Annotated in this window: 12 protein-coding genes; 11 read left to right on the top strand and 1 reads right to left on the bottom strand. The window is 67.6% G+C overall.

Going from position 1 to position 18,987, the window contains the following annotated elements; all coding sequences use genetic code 11:
- Nucleotides 1–281 precede the first annotated feature (281 nt).
- The 4 genes from B141_RS49250 (at nt 282) to B141_RS40555 (ending at nt 8,599) form a co-directional block, all read left to right on the top strand.
- Nucleotides 282–1,091 (top strand): hypothetical protein, encoded by an 810-nt coding sequence (locus B141_RS49250; protein WP_157181006.1) that lies wholly within the window; start codon nt 282–284, stop codon nt 1,089–1,091.
- Nucleotides 1,088–3,289 (top strand): hypothetical protein, encoded by a 2,202-nt coding sequence (locus tag B141_RS0113915; RefSeq protein ID WP_020575787.1) that lies wholly within the window; start codon nt 1,088–1,090, stop codon nt 3,287–3,289. Before B141_RS49250 ends, B141_RS0113915 begins: the two co-directional genes overlap by 4 nt.
- A gap of 888 nt (nt 3,290–4,177) precedes the next feature.
- Nucleotides 4,178–7,099 (top strand): winged helix-turn-helix domain-containing protein, encoded by a 2,922-nt coding sequence (locus B141_RS0113910; protein ID WP_085944449.1) that lies wholly within the window; start codon nt 4,178–4,180, stop codon nt 7,097–7,099.
- Nucleotides 7,100–7,213: 114 nt separating this feature from the next.
- The gene (locus B141_RS40555) at nt 7,214–8,599 is read left to right on the top strand and encodes a hypothetical protein (protein ID WP_020575785.1); all 1,386 of its coding nucleotides are present in this window, start codon (nt 7,214–7,216) and stop codon (nt 8,597–8,599) included.
- 884 nt (nt 8,600–9,483) lie between these two features.
- Here B141_RS40555 and B141_RS40550 read toward each other — a convergent pair.
- Nucleotides 9,484–10,050, bottom strand: a complete 567-nt coding sequence (locus tag B141_RS40550) for a DUF7144 family membrane protein (RefSeq protein ID WP_157181005.1) — start codon at nt 10,048–10,050, stop codon at nt 9,484–9,486.
- 648 nt (nt 10,051–10,698) lie between these two features.
- Here B141_RS40550 and dnaK point away from each other — a divergent pair.
- The 7 genes from dnaK (at nt 10,699) to B141_RS0113865 (ending at nt 18,790) form a co-directional block, all read left to right on the top strand.
- Nucleotides 10,699–12,633, top strand: coding sequence for a molecular chaperone DnaK (dnaK, locus tag B141_RS0113895; protein ID WP_020575783.1), 1,935 nt, complete (start codon nt 10,699–10,701; stop codon nt 12,631–12,633).
- Nucleotides 12,633–13,202, top strand: coding sequence for a nucleotide exchange factor GrpE (locus B141_RS0113890; protein ID WP_084678286.1), 570 nt, complete (start codon nt 12,633–12,635; stop codon nt 13,200–13,202). Before dnaK ends, B141_RS0113890 begins: the two co-directional genes overlap by 1 nt.
- A complete protein-coding gene (locus tag B141_RS0113885) occupies nt 13,202–14,194 on the top strand; it encodes a DnaJ C-terminal domain-containing protein (protein ID WP_020575782.1) in 993 nt (330 codons plus the stop codon). Before B141_RS0113890 ends, B141_RS0113885 begins: the two co-directional genes overlap by 1 nt.
- Nucleotides 14,191–14,547, top strand: a complete 357-nt coding sequence (locus B141_RS0113880; RefSeq protein WP_020575781.1) for a chaperone modulator CbpM — start codon at nt 14,191–14,193, stop codon at nt 14,545–14,547. Before B141_RS0113885 ends, B141_RS0113880 begins: the two co-directional genes overlap by 4 nt.
- Nucleotides 14,544–17,153 (top strand): ATP-dependent chaperone ClpB, encoded by a 2,610-nt coding sequence (clpB, locus tag B141_RS0113875; RefSeq protein ID WP_020575780.1) that lies wholly within the window; start codon nt 14,544–14,546, stop codon nt 17,151–17,153. The genes B141_RS0113880 and clpB overlap by 4 nt, the downstream gene beginning before the upstream one ends.
- Nucleotides 17,154–17,172: 19 nt before the next feature.
- Nucleotides 17,173–17,436 carry a UBP-type zinc finger domain-containing protein gene (locus tag B141_RS47425; protein ID WP_084678285.1) on the top strand — a complete coding sequence of 88 codons (264 nt, stop codon included), beginning with the start codon at nt 17,173–17,175 and terminating at the stop codon, nt 17,434–17,436.
- Nucleotides 17,437–18,217: 781 nt separating this feature from the next.
- The gene (locus tag B141_RS0113865; protein WP_020575778.1) at nt 18,218–18,790 is read left to right on the top strand and encodes a hypothetical protein; all 573 of its coding nucleotides are present in this window, start codon (nt 18,218–18,220) and stop codon (nt 18,788–18,790) included.
- Nucleotides 18,791–18,987: the final 197 nt, after the last annotated feature.

The raw sequence follows: 18,987 nt of genomic DNA, 5'->3' as shown, positions 1-18,987 counted from the left end.
CCGCAGCCGTTCTCAGCGGATCTTGGCACGATGGGTCCCGGCGAGCCTGTAGGAGATGCGCCTTCCTGTCAAGCTGGGTTCTCACTCTTTGTTAGGTCAAGCCTGCATTGCGTCATGATCCGTGTGGGCTCGGTGGCTGTCCGCAACCGACCGTCCTGTGATTGATGGGCTGCCTCGCGGTACGCCGCCCGGGTTTCGGTCGGGTTGTCGCCAGGACGAACGCCGCGTTCCGGGCCAGTCCACGGGTACCCTGTCGCACGGAGTCATCGTCGGGAGGCCCAATGCGACCATCCGCAGGCAAGGCCGCGCCGGTGCGGACGCCGGTGCGAGGCTCCGCCGGCCGCACCGTGAGCGGGCGTACCGTCATCCTTCCGAGTCGGCCAGGTAGCCGCTCAGGTCAGCGCAAACCATGGGTCGGTCGTTCGTACGGCCACCTCGCCCTGCCGGTGCCACACCTCGACGACGTGCACCGTGACCTCCTCGACCGGGCCGTGTGCGGCGACGGCAGCTGGACCGTCGTCAATGCCGAGGGCGACTCCGAGCCAGGGCTGCCCGTCCTCCGCCGGCAGTGGCGGCATGCCAGCGGCGATTCCCTATTACTAGTTGTGCTCGGGTGGTATCCACTCGTGCTCACGGTGGGTGCTGAGGGAGCCGCGTCCCTGAAGGTGCGCCGCGCGGAACGCCGGCTGGTCGAGGCGGCCCTCGCGGCCGGCGGCCTGACGGTGCCCGACGCCGAGCTCGAACGCGTCCTCACGCAGTGCTGTGAGCGATGGGAGAAGGCGGTGGCCGCGCGCCGGGTCCTTGACGAGCAGCGCACCTGGTTGGAATGCCGGTTCTGCCGTACCTGCGGTGCCTGGTCCGCCTACGGCGTCCTCCACTGCCGCGGCTGTGCGCGGCGGTTCGCGCCGGCGGACGATGCCGAACGTGACGAGCGTGGCCGCGCCGCCACCGAGGTCAGCGCCGCTGCGGAGAGGGAACTCGCGTCCCTCGGGTGCGGTGAAGGGGTCTTTCCTGACTGGCCCGCGGCGCCGCCGGCAGAGGCCGCCGAAGCCGCGTCGCGCCCACACGGAACGGTGGTCACCGCCTCATGACGGGTACGCCCGAAAGCTCGGGTCAGAACGACGCGGGCGGCGGCGCGGGTATCCACGGTGAACGCTGGGGTTGGGAGCTCCGGGCGCCCGAGACGTCCCTCCCCGTGCCGTTCGAGGAGCAGCCACCCGGACTCCCGCCGCCGACCGCGCCGTGGTTGGCCCGGCTCGCGGGCCGCCGCGACAGATCGCCGCAGGGGTGGTGGTCGCACGTACGCCGGGCCTGCGGCGTTGTGGTCATCGGAGGTGCCGCCTGGCTCTCGACCGCGCTGTCGTGGGAGTACGCCGGCTGGGTGACGGCCACCCTGATCGTCGCCACGGTGGTCGTCGGGTACTTCGCGCTCCGTCCGGCGGTCCTGCCGTGGTGGGGTGACCTGCGGTACCGCAGATGGCGGAGTGACCTCCTCACCCAGCAGCAGGAGGTCCTCGCGGCCACCCGCGAATGGGCCCGCCGCCGGTCCGAACACGAGAACGGCCTCGCCGCCGAAAGCCGCCCCGAGCGCTGGGAGCCGCTGCGTCCGGTCACGACGCACCGGGTCGACGTCTACGGCGGGGATCCGTCGGGATGCGAGTCGCTGCTGCTCAGCGTGGCCGGATCGTTGCTCGGGACCGGCGCGACCGTGACCGTGGTCGACCTGTCGCAGGACGGTATCTGCCACGGGCTGGTCCGCAAGGCGATGGACGAACGCCGTACCGTCGACGCGGCGTTGTTGCCCCACGACCTCGCGGCGGTCGGGCTGCTGACCGGCCTGACTCCGGAAGACGTGGGAGGCGTCGTCGCCGAGGCGGTCCACGTCTCCGAACGCGATCGTTCGGCCGGTGGCGACAAGACTCTGGACGCGACGCTCATCGAGCAGATCTGCGGCACCCTGCGTGGGCCGGTCAGCTTCACCCGGCTCCACGCCGCGGTTCGCGTGGTCGCCTATCAGGAGCCGCGGCCCGAGGTCCTCGAGCGGGAGGAGTACGCCGCCCTGGTGGACCTGCTGGGCGAGGGCGCGCGACGGTCGACCGAGGCCCGGTTGTTCCGGCTGGCGGCGGCGTTGCAGCGGCTGGCCGCGCTGGAGCCGGGAGCTGGAGCCGATGGCGGGACCGGCCGGGCGAAGGATTCCGCGGGCACGCTCGTGGACGGCGTGGACGGCTCCCCTTCGTTGCGGGTCTGGGAGCTGTCGGAACGCGTGGGAGACCTGGCGGGGGAGTTGCTTGCCCACGTGGTGTTCCAGGTCCTGTTGCACCGGTTGCGGCATGAGGAGCAGACCAGCGGACGTGTCCTGGTCGTGGTGGGGGCGGATCGGTTCCGGCGTACCCACATCGAGCGGCTCGACCAGCTGGCCCGCCGGCGAGGTGTCCGGCTGGTGGTGTTCTTCCGGCATCTGCGTGAGGATGCCGTCGAACTCCTCGGTGGCGGCGAGGCCGTGATGTTCATGCGGCTCGGTAACGCCAGGGAGGCGGAGCAGGCGGCGACGTTCATCGGGCGCGACCATCGGCTGGTGCTCAGCCGGTTCACGGTCTCGCGGAGCAGCAGCCTGTCAACCTCTGTTGGTACGTCGCGAAGCGAAAGCGCCACCAACCAGGATTCGGTGAGCACCGGCAAGCAGTGGTCGAAGACCCGTAATTACCACTACGGCGCGGTTATGGACTTCCCGCACGACTCTGGTACGCGTAACCGCGGTGGCCAGCGGACGACGACGACCGGGCGGAGCACCACGGTGAGTTCGGGTGAGAGCCGTTCGGAGCAGGAGGGAACGTCAGAGAGCCAGTCGATGGGCTACCAGCGGGTCTACGAGTTCGGCGTCGAACCCACCTTCCTGCAGGCGCTCTCGCCGACTGCGTTCGTCCTCGTCGATCCGCGCGACCCGGGAAGCCCGCGTCTTGGCGACTGTGGTCCTGAAATCCTGCGGGAGATGGAACAACCCGGGGTGATTCGGCCCTCCGACCTGGCGGCCGGTCGGCTTCCTGCTGGGCAACCCCTGCCGTCGGCGATGGCGCCGGGCCGCGTGGTCGGGCCGGCGTCACTCCCGCCGCCGTCGATCCAGCCGCCGTCGTTCCAGCCGGCGTCGTTGCAGTCGGAGAGACTGCCTCAGCCGCCCGCGAACGCGTCCCCCGCCACGCCGCCGGTGGAGGTGCCGCCGGCGGAGGCGGAACCATCGCCGCTGCCCGCACCCAACCGCTGGCGGGGGAAGTTCCAGCGGCGACCAGACTGAGAGCCTAAGAGCGGGATCGAGATTGGGAAGGGTTCTCGTCGCTATGTGACCAAAATCCTTCACAATCCTCGAATGCCGAGCCTTTGGTGGGCGATGGCCAGGCCATCCCAGATTGTGAAGACTTTGGGGTGCAATGACCCCCTGAAGTTTTCACGGTCTTAATGAGGCACGACGGATTTGGGACCAGTTCGGGTCCTCGTTGCGCCGAGTTGTCACCAGGTAAGGCGAATTGAGCGTGCTTTGTGAAGAGTTGCCGTGTGAGGTGGCGGTCATCTCGAACGGCGTACACCCGGTTGTATCGGACAGTGAGAAGCCAGGCCCTGTCTCGCACCGGACAAGGTGTGCGCAATGTGAGACAGCACCCGCGGTGCACTCTGACCCGGCGCAGATGAGTCGGCCTCATTGCCGCAGACACCACCAAGCAAGGCGCCCGCTCCTTCACGATGCCGCGACGGGCAACTTCGCATGAAGCATGCTGAATTCGCCGGCATGGTGAGGAATTGGCGTGTGCGGTTGACAGGGGCCGGAGATCCGGTTGGGAAGTCACCGTCTGCCACAGGAAAGGATGATCTGTTGGAGGAGTCAGAAGAAATACAAATCTAGCTAATATCTGTCAGATAATCCCGCTCCGGCATGGACTGGAACCCGGAAATGGTGGCGACGTTCAGGCCCTTCGGCGGGTGGGTATGTCCATTCGGGGTCACGACAATAAACCTTCGGATCACGACAATAATCTGGTGTGAATGTCTTCCGTACGGCACTCCCGCGACGGTGAACAATATAAAAAACCCGCGCGACTCACGGCTAGGGCCCATAGTCGAAGAAAGCTCGCGGATGACGGTCCGAGGTGGATCGCGTGGGCTGTCGCCATGATCCGGGGAGGGAGGCATGGCTAGAGACTTGGGAGTTGACGCTGGCACGTCGGTGAGTACGCCGGCAGACCAGTTGATCCCGCGCCCACGGACCCCGGTCGACGCGAGCCGGCGGGAGAGCGTGCTGGACACCAAGGTGTCGGTGCCCACGGTATCTGTGCCGGTCCTCCCACGGCCACGGCTGTTCGACCTTCTCGACGCAGCGATCCGCACCCATCGGGTCACGGTCTTGAACGCCTCGGCCGGCGCTGGCAAGACTCTCCTGCTTGCCTCCTGGCTCGGGCAGTCGCCACGACGGCGCGCGGCGTGGGTGTCGTTCGACCGGAATGACAATGAAGCAAAGGTCTTCTGGTCATATGTCGTGGAATCGCTACGCCGCGCCTGCCCCGGACGGAATCGCGAGATCTTCACCCGCCTGGCCACGAATGACCCAAGTGGTGACCGGTTTCCCGAACTCTTCCTGGACGCCGTGGGCCAGCTCGATACCCCGGTCACCCTGGTCATCGACCAGATCCACGAGGCCACCGACTGGCGGTTGCTGGCCGGGCTCGAGGTCGTACTCCGGCACGCGCCGTCGACCCTCCGGCTCGTCCTGTCTGGCCGGGGCCACCCGTTGCTCTCGCTCGCGCGACTCCGGGTCGCGGGGGAGCTTGCCGACGTGGGGTCGAAGGAGCTCGCGTGTACGCCCGAGGAGGCCAGGGATCTCTTCACGCTCTTCGGGATGGAGCTCACGCAGGACGAGATCACGAGCGTCCTGGCGCGTACGGACGGCTGGATGACCGGTCTCCGGCTCGCCACCTTGTGGTGGCAGGCCCAGCCGCGCCGGCAGCGCGACCTGACCGCCTTCACCGGGGATGAGCCGCTGGTCGCCGACTACCTGAACGACGAGATCCTCGGCGCGCAACCGTCGAGGATGCGGATGTTCCTCCTGCGTACCTGCCTGGTCGACCGCGTGAGCGGCGAACTCGCCGACGTGCTCACCGGCGGCAACGACGGTGCGCAGACCCTCGACACGCTTGACCGCGAGAACGCCCTCGTCAGCGCCTGCGGGCCGCACCGGATCTGGTATCAATACGGCCCACTGCTGCGGGAGTTCCTTACGTACCAGCTACGCCGTGAGCTCCCCGACGAGATTCCTGGGCTGTACCGCCAGGCCGCGCACTGGTTTGCCGGGCAGGGCCTTCTGGTCGAGGCCGGGCAGAATGCCGTCGCCGCCTCCGACTGGCGCCTCGCCGGCCGGATCCTCGTCCGCAACGGACACCGTGCCTTCGCCAACGGCGCGGGCGCCGATCTCGAACCCCTGCTTGCCGAGATCCCGGCCGAGGAGATCCACGCCAACCCCGGGCTTGCCGCGCTGTACGCGCAGGTCCGGCTGGGGGCGGCTGATCCTGACGGCGCGGAGGCGTTCATTCGCAGTGTCGAGGGTGAGCTCGCGGCGGCATCGAACAATGGTGACGGCGCGATCCCGCCGGCCGATGTCAACCCGACCTTGCTTGGCCGCCGGCTGAAGGCCACCGAACTCCGGCTCCAGCAGGGCTGCCTGCGTGGCCGGATCGATGGGGCGGTGGTGGCGACCGCACGGGGGTTGCTCGACGCGGCCCGTGACGCCGGGCTCACCTCCAAGCAGCCTTACGACGGCGGCACGCTGGCGTACTGGCTCGGTCTCGCCGAACTCTGGAACGCCCGGTTCTCCGCGGCGCGAGCGGCGTTCGAGCAGGCGGTCCCGCGCCTTGCCAACGGTGGCTTCACCACCTGGGAACGCCGGGCGCAAGGTTGGCTTGCGCTGGTGAACGCCGTCGAGGGACGGCTGGCGGTGGCGGAGCGACTCCTCACGGCCAGGCCGCCGGGGTCGCCCGGGCCCGCGTCGCCCGGGCCTGCTGGGCCTGCTGGGCCGCCCGGGACAATTGGGCCTGCTGGGCAGACGGCCGGACCAGCAGCCTCTGACTCCATCCCAGCGACTCGACCAGATCCTGTGGATGTGGTGTACGACGTCGCCCAGATCCAGCTCGAGATAGAACGCGACCGGCTCGACCAGGCGTGGTCTCGGCTCGAGGCGTACCGACCGGCCGGTCACGGCGGGTGTGACACCGGCCCGAGCGATCCGCCGCTCGCCGAGATCCTGAGCCTGCTCCGGGCGCGCGTACTCATGCACCGTGGTGATCTCAACGCGGCCCGTGCGGAGCTCGCCGCCGCGAAGGATTCCGCCGTACGCCTGCGTCCGGTGGTCGAGCGGTACGCCGCGCTCCTCGAACTCGAGGTCCTCCTGCACGAGGGCAACCACGACACGACCGCCGATCGTGCCCGCCAGGTCCTCGCGACCTCGGCAGTGACGGTGCGACCCACAGCCGGACCGTCAGAGGGGGCCGCGGCCCTGGCGGTGGCGCGGGGGCGGCTGCACCTCGCGGCGGGCGATCCGGACGCGGCGCTGGCGGCGGTGACGCCGTGTTTCGCGGGTACGCCGGCACCGACGCGGCTCCTCGACACAGTGGCCGCGCTCCTGGTGGCAGCGACCGCGCATCGCCGGCGCGGGGAGCAGGACCAGGCGACCGGCTTCCTCGAACGCGCCCTCGCCCTCGCCGAGGAGAACGGCCTGATCCGGGTGTTCCTCGACGCCGGCCGCGGAGTGCGCGCGCTGCTGACCGTCGTGATCGCACCCGAAGGGCCACACGCCGGTTTCCGCAGCACGCTGCTCCACCGGTTCGACGTCCAGCCGACAGCCACCTGGAAGGCCCCGGAGCAGATGGTCCGGCTCACCGCGAGCGAGCGGGCGGTCCTGCGCTACCTGCCCTCGCATCTCACCAACGACGAGATCGCCCAGGACCTCTGCCTGTCCGTGAACACCGTGAAGTCCCACCTTCGTACGCTTTACCGCAAGCTCGGCGCCACCTGCCGGCGAGAAGCGATCGCGCGGGCCCTGCAGCTGGACCTCCTGCGCTAGCTAGGCGCCCGGCTGCACCCGACGTTTCACCCCACACTGCACCCGACGCTTCACCCGGCGAGGGTGAGGGCGTTCGCGCGCGCGGCGGCAAGGATCGGCTGCGGGGGAACGTGTGTGACAGAACCTGAGCCGAACCGTGACGAGACGCCCGGCGGACCGCTCAGCGACGACGAGCGCGCCGAGCTGGAACGTCTGCGCGTCGAACTCGCGGATGCGAGGGCCGAGACGCAACGGCTCCAGGCCGAAGGGGCTGGCGCCGGCCCGCCGTCTGAGCGACACCCCCCGACTGGGCGCTGGCGTACGCCGATCGCGGTCCTGCTCGTCGTACTTGGCTGCATCTTCGCGCCGCTCGCGCTCGTCGCGGTCTGGAGCAACACCACCGTTTCGGACACGAACCAGTACGTCGCGACCGTGGCGCCGCTTGCGAAGGAACCCGCCGTTCAGGACGCCGCGGCCACCCAGGCCACGCAGGCGATCTTCAGCCGGGTCGATGTCGAAGGCCTCACTCGCCAGGCGTTGGACGCGATCGCCTCCCGGCTGCCCCCTGTCGTGGCGGCACAGGTGCGTGGACTCAGTGGGACGATCTCCAACGCCATCAAGGGATTCGTTACCACGCAGGTGACAAACGTCGTACGAAGCGATCAGTTCTCCACGGTGTGGGTACAGGCCAACCGCGTGGCGCATCATGCGATCATCCAGGCGCTGTCAGGGCAGGGCGGTGCGCTCAAGGTTCAGGGCGGCGTGGTCAGCCTCGACCTCGGTCCCTTCATCGACGTGGTGAAGAAGGACCTGAGCAACGCGGGCTTCACTCTGATCAACCAGGTGCCGGCGATCCACCCGACGATCCAGATCTTCCAGTCGAAGGATCTCGCCACACTGCAGATCGCCTACCAGTGGCTCAACCAGCTCGCGGTGCTGCTTCCCATCCTGGCGGTCGTGCTGCTCGCAGCGGGTGTGCTTCTCGCGAGGTACCGCCGGCGGATGCTGATCGGAGCCGGCATCGGTGTCGCGATCTCGATGCTGGTGCTCGGATTGGGGCTTGCGATCGCCCGGTCGATCTACCTCAGTTCCATACCTCCAAATAAACTGCCGCCCGATGCGGCGGCCGCGATCTACGACACGCTGGTGCGGTTCCTCCAGGTGCAGTTGCGTACCTTCGCCGTTGTCGCGCTGCTCGTGGCGCTGGGTGGGTTCCTCGTCGGGCCGACGGAGTTCGTCGTTCGCGTGCGTATGTGGCTCAGCGGAGCGATCGGCTGGCTGCGGGAGCGCGGCGAGGCCATAGGACTGCGGACCGGTGCGGTGGGCTCCTGGGTGTACGACCACAGGAGGCTGCTGCGGGTCGCCGTGGTCGTGGCCATCGTTCTGGGATTCGTGTTCTGGTACCAGCCGACCGTCCTGGTCGTCCTGCTCCTGGCTCTGATTCTGCTGGTGGCGCTGGCCATCATCGAGTTCGTTGCCCGGCCGCCCCTGGCGTCGGAGCCCGCTGCGGGGACGGGTTAAGCGGGGCCCTGCGGTGGGGCTGGAGTCTGTTCGGGATGGCAGGCGGGTGCGTCTCACGTTGTGTACACCCTGTCGGGTGCGAGGCGGGACATATCCCTACCAGGCAAGGCAAACTTGCCGCGTGAGGTGGGGACTTGCCGCGTGAGGTCCGCCAAAGGGTGTACTCAATGTGAGACAAGAGGCTGGTCCCTCACTATCCGATACGACCGGATGTACGCCATTCGGGACGGCTGCTGTATTTCAGTAAGATCGTGAAAACTTGAGGGGGTTATAGCACCCCGGAGTCTTCACGATCCTGAGATGGCCTGCCCCTTATGAGGCTGCCGCGCCGGCATGGCTGGACCTCGCCCGAATGCCGACCTCGCGAAGAGTTTGAATAGGCCTCATCGCTGGAGTTGGGATTATCTCGAGATCTGGGCTCGCTGGGTGTACCCGATGAGGTTTGTTCAAAGGCTCCGGCGCCGGACAGACCGCTGGATCTGAGTGAAACGACACGGAAACCGCACCATGATCAACTTGCAGGAATCGCCCACGATCCGCGCGAAGGCTGGGCGATTTCTGCAAGTTGATCATGAACCAGGCTTAAGCTGTCCGGCTCATGAACGGCCCCGGCTGACCTGCGGTTGGCTCAAGATCATTTCGGGGAAGTGGCCCACGTTTCGCACGAAGCGTGGGCCACTTCCCCGAAATGATCTTGGTTGCCGCCAACTTCCCACCAGGCAGGGTGCTGAGCGCGCTTCGTGGGTGGGAGACGCGGCACAGCCCAGCCGCTGCGGTACGTGGGCACGCAGGGAAATGGCTCATGCGTACCGAATCGGTACGCATGAGCCACATCACTGTTTCCGGCGGGTTGTGTCGCGTCTCGCCGGTGAGGCGGGACGCTCTCAGGCCGCTCGGCGCGCCGCCCTAGACTCCCGCATGGACTCCGTCATGGCTTCGCCGTGAGTGGCGAGGCCGTAGATCACGAGGATGTCCACGCCGATCATGATCAGCGACCAGATCGGGAACGCGGCCAACGTGAGGAAGTTCGCGAACGCCGAGATCGAGGCAATCCCGATACCGGCGAACCTTGCCCACTTCTGCCGCGCGAGGATCGCCAAGCCGGTTGCCACGAGCAGAACGGCGATGGCGATGTGGATCCAGCCCCAGGCGGTGTAGTTCCACGTGATGACCAGTCCGGTGTTCGCCACGAGGAATGTGGTCGTCCTGAGCAGGCTGGTGAGACCCCAGATCAAGTGGAACCCGCCGAGCACGACGAGCGCGATCCCGGCGTAGGTCAACCAGCCGGCTCCCGCGACCATCTCAGCGGCCGGCAGCGCCGCCTCTCCTCGTGCCTCCGCGGACCTCCGGGCCTGCGGCACGGTCGGGGCTTCGGCCTGCTGTTGCTGCGCCTGTTGCTGCGCTTGCTGCTGCGCCGACGTGCCGGTGTCGCGGTGTTCCATGTCTGTCATGGCCCAACCCCCTGATGGTTCACACCCTCCCCGTATCGAGCGGAGGGCTCACCCACCACATTCCGCGCAGGGCATGGCCTCGGCTTCACCCACCGGGGGTGAAGTCCGCCGGGCCGTGGGGCGCCTCCGCAGCCTGAACACGGGCGATGCGGGGGATCGGTTCGTACGAACTCACCACGCTCAGCATGCCGGTGGATGCGGGTCCTGAACGCCACCTCAGGCGGGTGAAGGCAGCGCGTAAGGCGCAGCGAGCGACGTGGCATTCTTTCGGATTTGAACGACATTCCAGGAATAGCTTCTAAACATGAGATAGGAACCCTTTCATCCGAGGTGGCAAAAGCACAGCCAATCCAGCTCGACCGGAATGCCACGTCGGCGCCCTCTGCCGATGGGCTTCGCCGGTGGGTTTCACCGGTGGGTTGTGGCCGTGTGGGATCTGGGAGAAGACTGGCCCCAGAGAGGACTCCCTCAGCCTCGGTGGGTGTTCCGCCGCTTTGCGTATGTGAGCTGCCCTTCCCCGGTTGAGGGATCAGGAGCAGGGGCGGGACATGATCTTCGAATGGCGCTCCCCGCGAAGGCTTGAGTACCACGCTCTGACATCCCGCTCAGCGAGTGTCCGTACACGTCGCGGAGGGAGGACGTGGAGCAATGGCAACGGCTGTCGGTATTGATCTGGGGACGACCAATTCCGTGATCGCGGCGATGAGGGAGGGAAAGCCCGCGGTCATCCCCAACGCGGAAGGGTCGCGAACGACTCCGTCCGTCGTGGCGTTCACCCCTGAAGGTGAACGTCTGGTAGGCCAGCTGGCGCGCCGGCAGGCGATCCTCAACCCCAAAGGCACGATCTACTCGGCCAAACGATTCATCGGCCGGCGCTATGAGGAGGTGGCCAGCGAAGCCCACGCGGTGTCGTTCGACGTGGTGGAAGGGCCGGATGGGACGGCCCGCTTCAGGGTGCAGGACAAGTTGTACTCGCCGGAGGAGATCTCCGCGATGATCCTGCGCAAGCTCACCGATGACGCGTCGAAGGTTCTGGGCGAACGCGTCCAGGAGGCGGTCATCACCATCCCCGCCTACTTCAACGACGCGCAGCGGCAGGCGACCAAGGACGCGGGCCGGATCGCTGGCCTGGAAGTCCTCCGGATCATCAACGAGCCGACCGCCGCGGCTCTCGCGTACGGCCTGGACAAGCGCGAGCACGAAACGGTGCTGGTCTTCGACCTCGGCGGGGGTACGTTCGACGTCAGCCTGCTCGACGTTGGTGACGGCGTGGTGGAGGTACGCGCCACGTCAGGCGACCCGCACCTGGGCGGCGACGACTTCGACCGGCGCGTCGTCGACTACCTGGCTGATGAGTTCCAGAACCAGCAGGGCATTGACCTCCGCCGTGATCCGCAGGCACTCCAGCGGTTGTTCGAGGCGGCCGAGAAGGCCAAGGTGGAGCTTTCCACGGTTACGCAGACGACGGTCAGCCTGCCGTTCGTCACCGCCGACGCCACCGGACCCAAGCACCTGCAGTCCACGTTGATGCGTTCGACGTTCGAGGAACTCACCCACGACCTCGTCGACCGCTGCCGTGGCCCGGTCGAGCAGGCGATGGCGGACGCGAAGGTGACCGCCGACGACATCGACGAGGTCATCCTCGTTGGTGGCGCCACCCGGATGCCCGCGGTCCAGAACCTCGTCCGCCGGATGACCGGTGGCAAGGAACCCAACATGACCGTGAACCCCGATGAGGTGGTGGCCGTGGGCGCGGCGATCCAGGCCGCCGTTCTCAAGGGGGAGGTCAAGGACGTCCTGCTCCTCGACGTCACACCGCTCTCTCTGGGCATCGAGACGCTCGGGGGAGTGATGACGAAGGTGATGGACCGCAACACGACGATCCCGGCACGGCGTACCGAAACGTTCAGCACCGCCGAGGACAACCAGTCCGCCGTCGACGTCGTGGTCCTCCAGGGCGAGCGGGAACGGGCCGCGGACAACCGCGTACTCGGCAGGTTCCGGCTGGAGAGCATCCGGCCAGCGCCGCGCGGCGAACCCCAGATCGAGGTGACGTACGACGTCGACGCGAACGGCATCCTGAACGTCTCCGCGCGCGACAAGGACACCGGCGCCGAGCAGCACATTACGATCAGCGAGAGCTCCAACCTGGACCGGTCAGAGGTGGAACGGATGGTCCAGGACGCGGAGCGCTACCGGACTGAGGACACCCGGCTGCGGGAGCTCATCAACGCGCGGAACGACCTCGACGCCGCGGCGTACCAGGTGGAGCGTCGCCTGCGTGAGCTTGGGGATGCGGCCGCCGCGCACGAGAAGGCCCGCGCCGAGATGCTGGTGAACGACGCCCGGCAGGCCGTGAAGGACGAGAACGCGCCTCTCGACCGGCTCCGCTCACTGACCGGGGAGCTGCGGCAGGTCTACCACAGCCTGGGCGCCGCATCCGCCGGTGTCGCTGGTGGGGCTGGGCCCGCTGGGCCCGGTGGGGCGGGGCCCGGTGGTCCGGGCGCTTCCGGTGGACCCTCCGCACCTGGCGGCACGGACGAGGACGTCATCGATGCCGAGTTCACCTCTGGTGATGGGTAATGACCGACCAGAACGCCGAGTCCGCCGCGACGCGGAACGCCGATCTGGAGAGCCGGTACGCCGACCTCGAGGCCCGGCATGCCGACCTGGAGCGTCGGTATGCCGACCTCGAGTCGCGGTACGCGGAGCTCGAGTCGCGAAACGCGGAGCTGGAGGACAACTGGCGCCGGGCGACGGCGGACCTCGACAACCTCCGCAAACGCCTTGCCCGGGAGGTCGAGGACCAGCGCCTGCAGGAGCGGGCGGCGTTCGCCGAGCGCTGGCTGCCGGTCCTCGACAACCTCGATCTGGCGCTGCGGCACGCGGAGGCCGATCCCGGCTCGATCGTCGAGGGGGTACGCGCCGTCCGCGACCAGGCGGTCTCGGTGCTCTCCGCGCTCGGCTACCCGCGCCGGGAGGAAGAGGAAGGGGCGCGTTTCGATCCGTCCCGGCATGAGGCGGTCGCGACGGTGACCCAGCAGGACGACACCCCCGAGGGGACTGTCGTCCACGTCGTGCGGCCCGGCTATGGCGACGGTGAACGCCAGTTGCGCCCGGCGGCGGTCGTCGTGGCAGCGAGGAAGGACTGATGGCGAACCGCGACTTCTACGACATCCTGGGCGTGCCCCGGACGGCAAGCCAGGAAGAGATCCAGCGGGCCTACCGCAAGCTCGCCCGCTCCTACCACCCCGACGTCAACAAGGATCCCGGGGCCGAGGAGCGGTTCAAGGACATCTCCGGGGCGTACGACGTCCTGTCCGATCCGGACCTGCGCCGGCGCTACGACGTGTTCGGCGAGGACTTCAGGAGGGTGCCGGAGGACGTCGATCCCGAGACCTGGGCGCGCGCCCGCGAGCAGGCGGCGCGTGCGGGCGCCGGCCGTGGTTGGGCACGCGGGGGCCCCGGCCGCGGGTGGGCCGGCGCCGGCGCGCCCGGGGAGCAGGGGATCAGGTTCGGCGCGGGCGAGGGCATCGACCTCGACGAGTTGTTCGAGGGGCTGTACGCCGGCCGCGGCGGGCGGACCACTCGCGGATGGGGTGCGGTTCCGGGTGCTGACCAGGAGGCCGAGCTCGTCCTGTCGGTGGAGGACGCCTGGCGCGGCGGTCGGCGTTCGATCACGCTGGCCGGCCCAGAGGGGCCACGCCACTACGACGTCACGATCCCGGCCGGTGTCACCGACGGCCAGCGGATCCGCCTCGCCGGGCAGGGGGGACGTGGCAGTGACGGGGCGCGGGCCGGTGACCTCTACCTGATCGTCCGGCTTGCGCCCCACCCGCGCTACCACGTCGAGGGCCGCGACATCCAGGTCGACCTGCCGCTCGGACCGTGGGAGGCGGCGCTCGGCGCGACCGTCGCGCTCGACACGCCGGGTGGCGAGGTCAAGGTGCGGGTTCCCGCCGGCACCTCGTCCGGCCGGCGGCTGCGGCTGCGGGGCCGAGGCATGCCGAACCCGCGCGGCAGCCCGGGCGACCTCTTCGCCGAGGCCATGGTGCTGGTCCCGCCCACCCTTTCCAAAGACGAACGCCGGTTGTTCGAAGAGCTCGCCGCGGTCTCGAAGTTCGACCCGAGGAGGGCAGGGTGACGTTCTCCCTCGTACCCACATCGCGGCTGGATCTGGACTCGTTTGCCCGGCGGACCGGACTCCACCCGGACCTCGTACGCCGCCTCGTCGCTCTCGGGCTGATCGACGTCGAGAGCGACCCGGTCGGCCGGCTCGCCTTCGCGCCGTCACAGATCGCCGTGGTCGCGCGGATCCAGCGACTGCGCACGGGCTTCTGCCTCAACTACGCCGCCGTCGGTCTCGTGCTCGACCTGCTCGACCGCATCGCCGAACTGGAAGCGGCCGTACGCAATCCGACCGCACCGACCGTACGTAACCCGACCGCACACACCACCCGACGGATCGGAGGGCCACCGTGGACCCGAACCGAATGACACAGAAGTCCCAGGAAGCTCTGCACGACGCGCAGACCAGGGCGCTGCGCTTCGGGCACACCGAGGTGGACGGGGAACACCTCCTTCTGGCGTTGCTCGAACAGCCGGACGGCCTGGTGCCGCGCCTGCTCCCGCAGGCGGACGCCGATCCCGACCTGCTGCGGATCGAGGTGGAGAAGGAGCTCGAGCACCGGCCTCGGGTCAGTGGCCCAGGTGTCTCGCCGGGCCAGATCTTCGTTACCCAGCGGCTGTCCCGGCTCCTCGACGCGGCCGACCGGGAGGCCAAGCGGCTCAAGGACGAGTACGTCTCGGTCGAACATCTGATGCTCGCGTTGTTGGAAGAGGGCACGGACACCGCTACCGGTCGGCTCCTGCACGGCCAGCGGCTCACCCGGGAACGCTTCCTGCAGGCGCTCACGTCGATCCGCGGCAGCCAGCGGGTGACCTCGGCGATGCCGGAGGTGACGTACGAAGCGCTGGAGAAGTACGGCCGGGATCTCGTCGCGGAGGCTCGCACCGGCAAGCTGGACCCGGTGGTCGGGCGGGACAGCGAGATCCGCCGGGTCATCCAGATCCTGTCCCGCAAGACCAAGAACAACCCTGTACTCATTGGTGATCCCGGTGTCGGCAAGACCGCGATCGTCGAGGGTCTCGCCCAGCGGATCACCCATGGCGACGTCCCGGAAGGCCTTCGGGACAAGACGATCTTCGCTCTCGACATGGGCGCGCTGGTGGCGGGCGCGAAGTACCGCGGGGAGTTCGAGGAACGCCTGAAGGCGGTTCTCAACGAGGTCAAGTCGTCCGAGGGGCGGATCCTGCTCTTCGTCGACGAGGTGCACACGGTTGTCGGGGCTGGTGCGGCCGAGGGCGCTATGGATGCCGGCAACATGCTGAAGCCCATGTTGGCCCGCGGTGAGCTCCACATGATCGGGGCGACGACCGTCGAGGAGTACCGCAAGCACATCGAGAAGGACGCCGCCCTGGAGCGCAGATTCCAACCGGTGTTGGTCGACGAGCCGTCCGTGGAGGACGCGATCTCGATCCTGCGTGGACTCCGCGAACGCTTCGAGGTCTACCACGGCGTCAAGATCCAGGACAGCGCCCTGGTCGCCGCCGTCGTACTCAGCCACCGTTACATCTCCGACAGGTATCTTCCTGACAAGGCGATCGACCTGGTCGATGAGGCCTGCGCGATGCTGCGTACCGAGATCGACTCGATGCCAGCCGAGCTTGACGAACTCACCCGCCGGGTGACCCGGCTGGAGATCGAGGAGGCCGCCCTTGCCAAGGAGAAGGACCCGGCGAGCCTTGCCCGGTTGGAATCCCTCCGCAAGGAGCTTGCTGACCTGCACTCGCAGGCCGATGCGATGCGCTCGCAGTGGGAGGCCGAACGCCAGGCGCTGCGCCGGGTGCAGGCGCTGCGGCAGGAGATGGAGCAGGTACGCCGCGAAGCTGACGAAGCCGAGCGCACCTACGACCTCAACCGCGCGGCGGAACTCCGGTACGGCCGGCTCGCCGAACTCGAACGCAAGCTGCATGCCGAAGAGGAACAGCTGGCGGCCAAACAGCATGGCCACCGGTTGCTGCGGGAGGTCGTGACCGAGGAGGAGATCGCCAACATCGTGTCGCGTTGGACGGGCATCCCGGTGAGCCGGTTGAAGGAGGGGGAGCGGGAGAAACTGCTCCACCTGGACGAGATCCTGCACCGGCGGGTGGTCGGCCAGGACGAGGCTGTGCAGCTGGTGACCGACGCGATTATCCGCGCTCGCTCCGGAATCAAGGATCCTCGCCGGCCGATCGGGTCGTTCATCTTCCTCGGTCCCACCGGTGTCGGAAAGACCGAACTCGCGAAATCGCTCGCGGAGGCGTTGTTCGACACCGAGGAGAACCTGATCCGCGTCGACATGAGCGAATACCAGGAACGGCACACGGTGAGCCGGCTGCTCGGTGCGCCGCCGGGGTACGTCGGTTATGAGGAAGGCGGTCAGCTGACTGAGGCGGTACGCCGTAAGCCGTACTCGGTCGTGTTGTTCGACGAGATCGAGAAGGCGCACGCGGACGTCTTCAACGCCTTGTTGCAGGTGCTCGACGACGGGCGGCTCACGGACGCGCAGGGCCGAACCGTGGATTTCCGGAACACCGTGATCATCATGACGTCCAACATCGGCTCGGAGTATCTCGTCGAAAGCGCGGTCTCCGATGGGGAGATCACCGCTCCGGCAAGGGACCTTGTGATGACGCAGCTCCGCCGACAGTTCCGTCCAGAATTCCTCAACCGGGTCGATGAGATCGTGTTGTTCAAGCCGCTGACGCAGGCGGAGATCGAACAAATTGTCGACCTCATGCTCGGGGAACTCCGCAATCGCCTGGCCGACCGTCGTATCACGCTGGAGGTCACCGAGGAGGCGCGTCGGTTCATCGCCGCGCAGGGTTATGACCCGGTCTTTGGTGCGCGGCCGCTCCGGCGGTTCATCGCGCGCGACGTCGAGACGCGGATCGGGCGCGCTCTGCTCCGTGGAGACATCGAGGACGGCGCGATGATCCGGGTTGATCGAGGTGATGGAGATCTCGTGCTCACCTACGAGAACCCTGTCCTGATTGGCTGAACCGAGGGGAGTGCCTACTATGACTGCCGCGGTTGACCCACACCTGCGGTTCGTACGTCCAGTCGTACCCCGAACTCCGAATGGCTGTGAGGAGTGCCTGGTGTTGGGCTCACCGTGGGTCCATCTACGACTGTGCCTTACCTGTGGGCATATCGGCTGCTGTGACTCCTCGCCATTGCGGCATGCACGCGCGCACGCGCACGATGTCGGCCACCCGATCGTCCAGTCCTTCCAGCCAGGTGAGGACTGGCGGTGGTGTTACGTCGACGAGCAGTACGTCTGAGCCGCACGCTTCCTCGTGGGGACTGGCCGGCTGGCGCCGCTACGGCTGCGGGCCTGCGGCAAGGGTGCGGAGCCACGTTGCGGTCGTGCGTGGCGTGCCGAAACGCAGTCGTTCGGTGTGTGCAAGTGCCGGTGACACCATAAGCTCGGACAGTGCTGCCCTCCGTCGAGGATGCGAGGACCAGGACCATCGCACTGGGTGCGTACGGTCGAGCCATCTCCATGGGTTCTCCGGTTGATGTGGCCCGTCCGGTCTGCGTATAGACCGCCGTGGCCGGAGGACCCGCAAGCGGACGCCGGCCAGCAGCAAGATCCGCATCGCACGGCGCAACGCGCGCCAGGTGACCGTAGTGCGCGAGTAATCGAGAAATACGACCGTGCACGCACGTGGATAGAGCACGTCTTCGACGTCGAAGGGTGTCCCGTCGAACACCCAGGAACTGGACCGGGTGGCCTGGTCGACGGCGGCACGGTGCTCGGGCGAGCTCTGACCAGGGCCGAGGATGGCGTCCCTGGCGATGTAGTGAATGCCTAGCTGGTCGGCGATCGCCCGTGCGAGGGTTGACTTCCCGGCGCCGGCCGCCCCAATGACCACGATTCGCTTGCACATCGAACCCAGGCTTGCTCATCAGGTCGTGCGGATGCAAGTGATGAGGCAGGCGCCTGTCGATTATCCTACCTCCCGCTGAGCACATTTCGTCGAGAGGTTCACCCTTGTAAATAAGGGTTCTTGCGGTCGTCGCCGGTTGCGGGAGCGATCTTGGTGGAGTAAGATCGAACACATGAGCGACGGCGATGGTGTGCGAATCTCACCGCTCCCGCCCGGGTTTGGCGACATGCTTCCCGGTCCGGAGTTGGTGGCCGCGCTCGCTGGCGTCGACCGGAATGCCTGTAACGGGTTTGAGGTGGGGGAGCTGGTCCGCGCGGGGCGCAAGGTTGCCCGCTGGGCTGAGTCGCTGAGTCTTGGCGACACGCAGATCCTGGCGCACTGCCCACCCTGCTTCAAAGATGATGAGGCGGAACGCTCGTCTGTGCCGGAGCCGCGGGCGGCTGAACTGTTGTCGCCGTTGTTGGGGTGGACCAACTACCGCAGTGATCAGTTCATGCTGATCGCGCTCGCCCTGTCTGATCTGCCGAACACCCGTGGCGCGTTGGAACGCGGCGAGCTTGAGTTCTCTGAGGTGCGGACGATCGTTGACCGGCTCACCCTCCTAACCCCAGCGGATCGCACAGCAGTGGATGAGGCGATCTTCCCTGAGGTGTTGAAACTGCGGGCCGGGCTGTTGCGGCTGCATATCGAAGCCGAGATCTTGAAGGTGAGTGCGTCACGGACGCGGGAAGGAGCCTGGATGTAGGTACGGGTTCTGGATGGCGGTGCTGTGCAGGAGATGAAGGTTGGCCCTTCGGAGTCGCCCGTGCGGGGGGTGGCTTCAAACCGCCCACTGCTGCGTTAGCTGAAGACTGTCGTGGTGAGCGATGTGGGAAAAGGCGTCCAATTGAGGGTGTCAGGTGGGGATCAGGAAGACGGTGCGCAGCTCTTTCCTTTTGGGGA

This window comes from Actinopolymorpha alba DSM 45243 (genome assembly GCF_000373925.1).
Classification (GTDB): Bacteria; Actinomycetota; Actinomycetes; order Propionibacteriales; family Actinopolymorphaceae; genus Actinopolymorpha; species Actinopolymorpha alba.
This window is presented reverse-complemented; position numbering and strand designations above follow the sequence as displayed.

Excerpts from the sequence above, each read along its gene's own strand:
- B141_RS40550 (WP_157181005.1), bottom strand. The coding sequence starts at position 10,050 with ATGACAGACATGGAACACCGCGACACCGGCACGTCGGCGCAGCAGCAA.
- B141_RS0113885 (WP_020575782.1), top strand. The coding sequence starts at position 13,202 with ATGGCGAACCGCGACTTCTACGACATCCTGGGCGTGCCCCGGACGGCA.
- clpB (WP_020575780.1), top strand. The coding sequence starts at position 14,544 with ATGACACAGAAGTCCCAGGAAGCTCTGCACGACGCGCAGACCAGGGCG.
- B141_RS47425 (WP_084678285.1), top strand. The coding sequence starts at position 17,173 with ATGACTGCCGCGGTTGACCCACACCTGCGGTTCGTACGTCCAGTCGTA.
- B141_RS0113915 (WP_020575787.1), top strand. The coding sequence starts at position 1,088 with ATGACGGGTACGCCCGAAAGCTCGGGTCAGAACGACGCGGGCGGCGGC.
- dnaK (WP_020575783.1), top strand. The coding sequence starts at position 10,699 with ATGGCAACGGCTGTCGGTATTGATCTGGGGACGACCAATTCCGTGATC.
- B141_RS49250 (WP_157181006.1), top strand. The coding sequence starts at position 282 with ATGCGACCATCCGCAGGCAAGGCCGCGCCGGTGCGGACGCCGGTGCGA.
- B141_RS0113890 (WP_084678286.1), top strand. The coding sequence starts at position 12,633 with ATGACCGACCAGAACGCCGAGTCCGCCGCGACGCGGAACGCCGATCTG.
- B141_RS0113865 (WP_020575778.1), top strand. The coding sequence starts at position 18,218 with ATGAGCGACGGCGATGGTGTGCGAATCTCACCGCTCCCGCCCGGGTTT.
- B141_RS0113910 (WP_085944449.1), top strand. The coding sequence starts at position 4,178 with ATGGCTAGAGACTTGGGAGTTGACGCTGGCACGTCGGTGAGTACGCCG.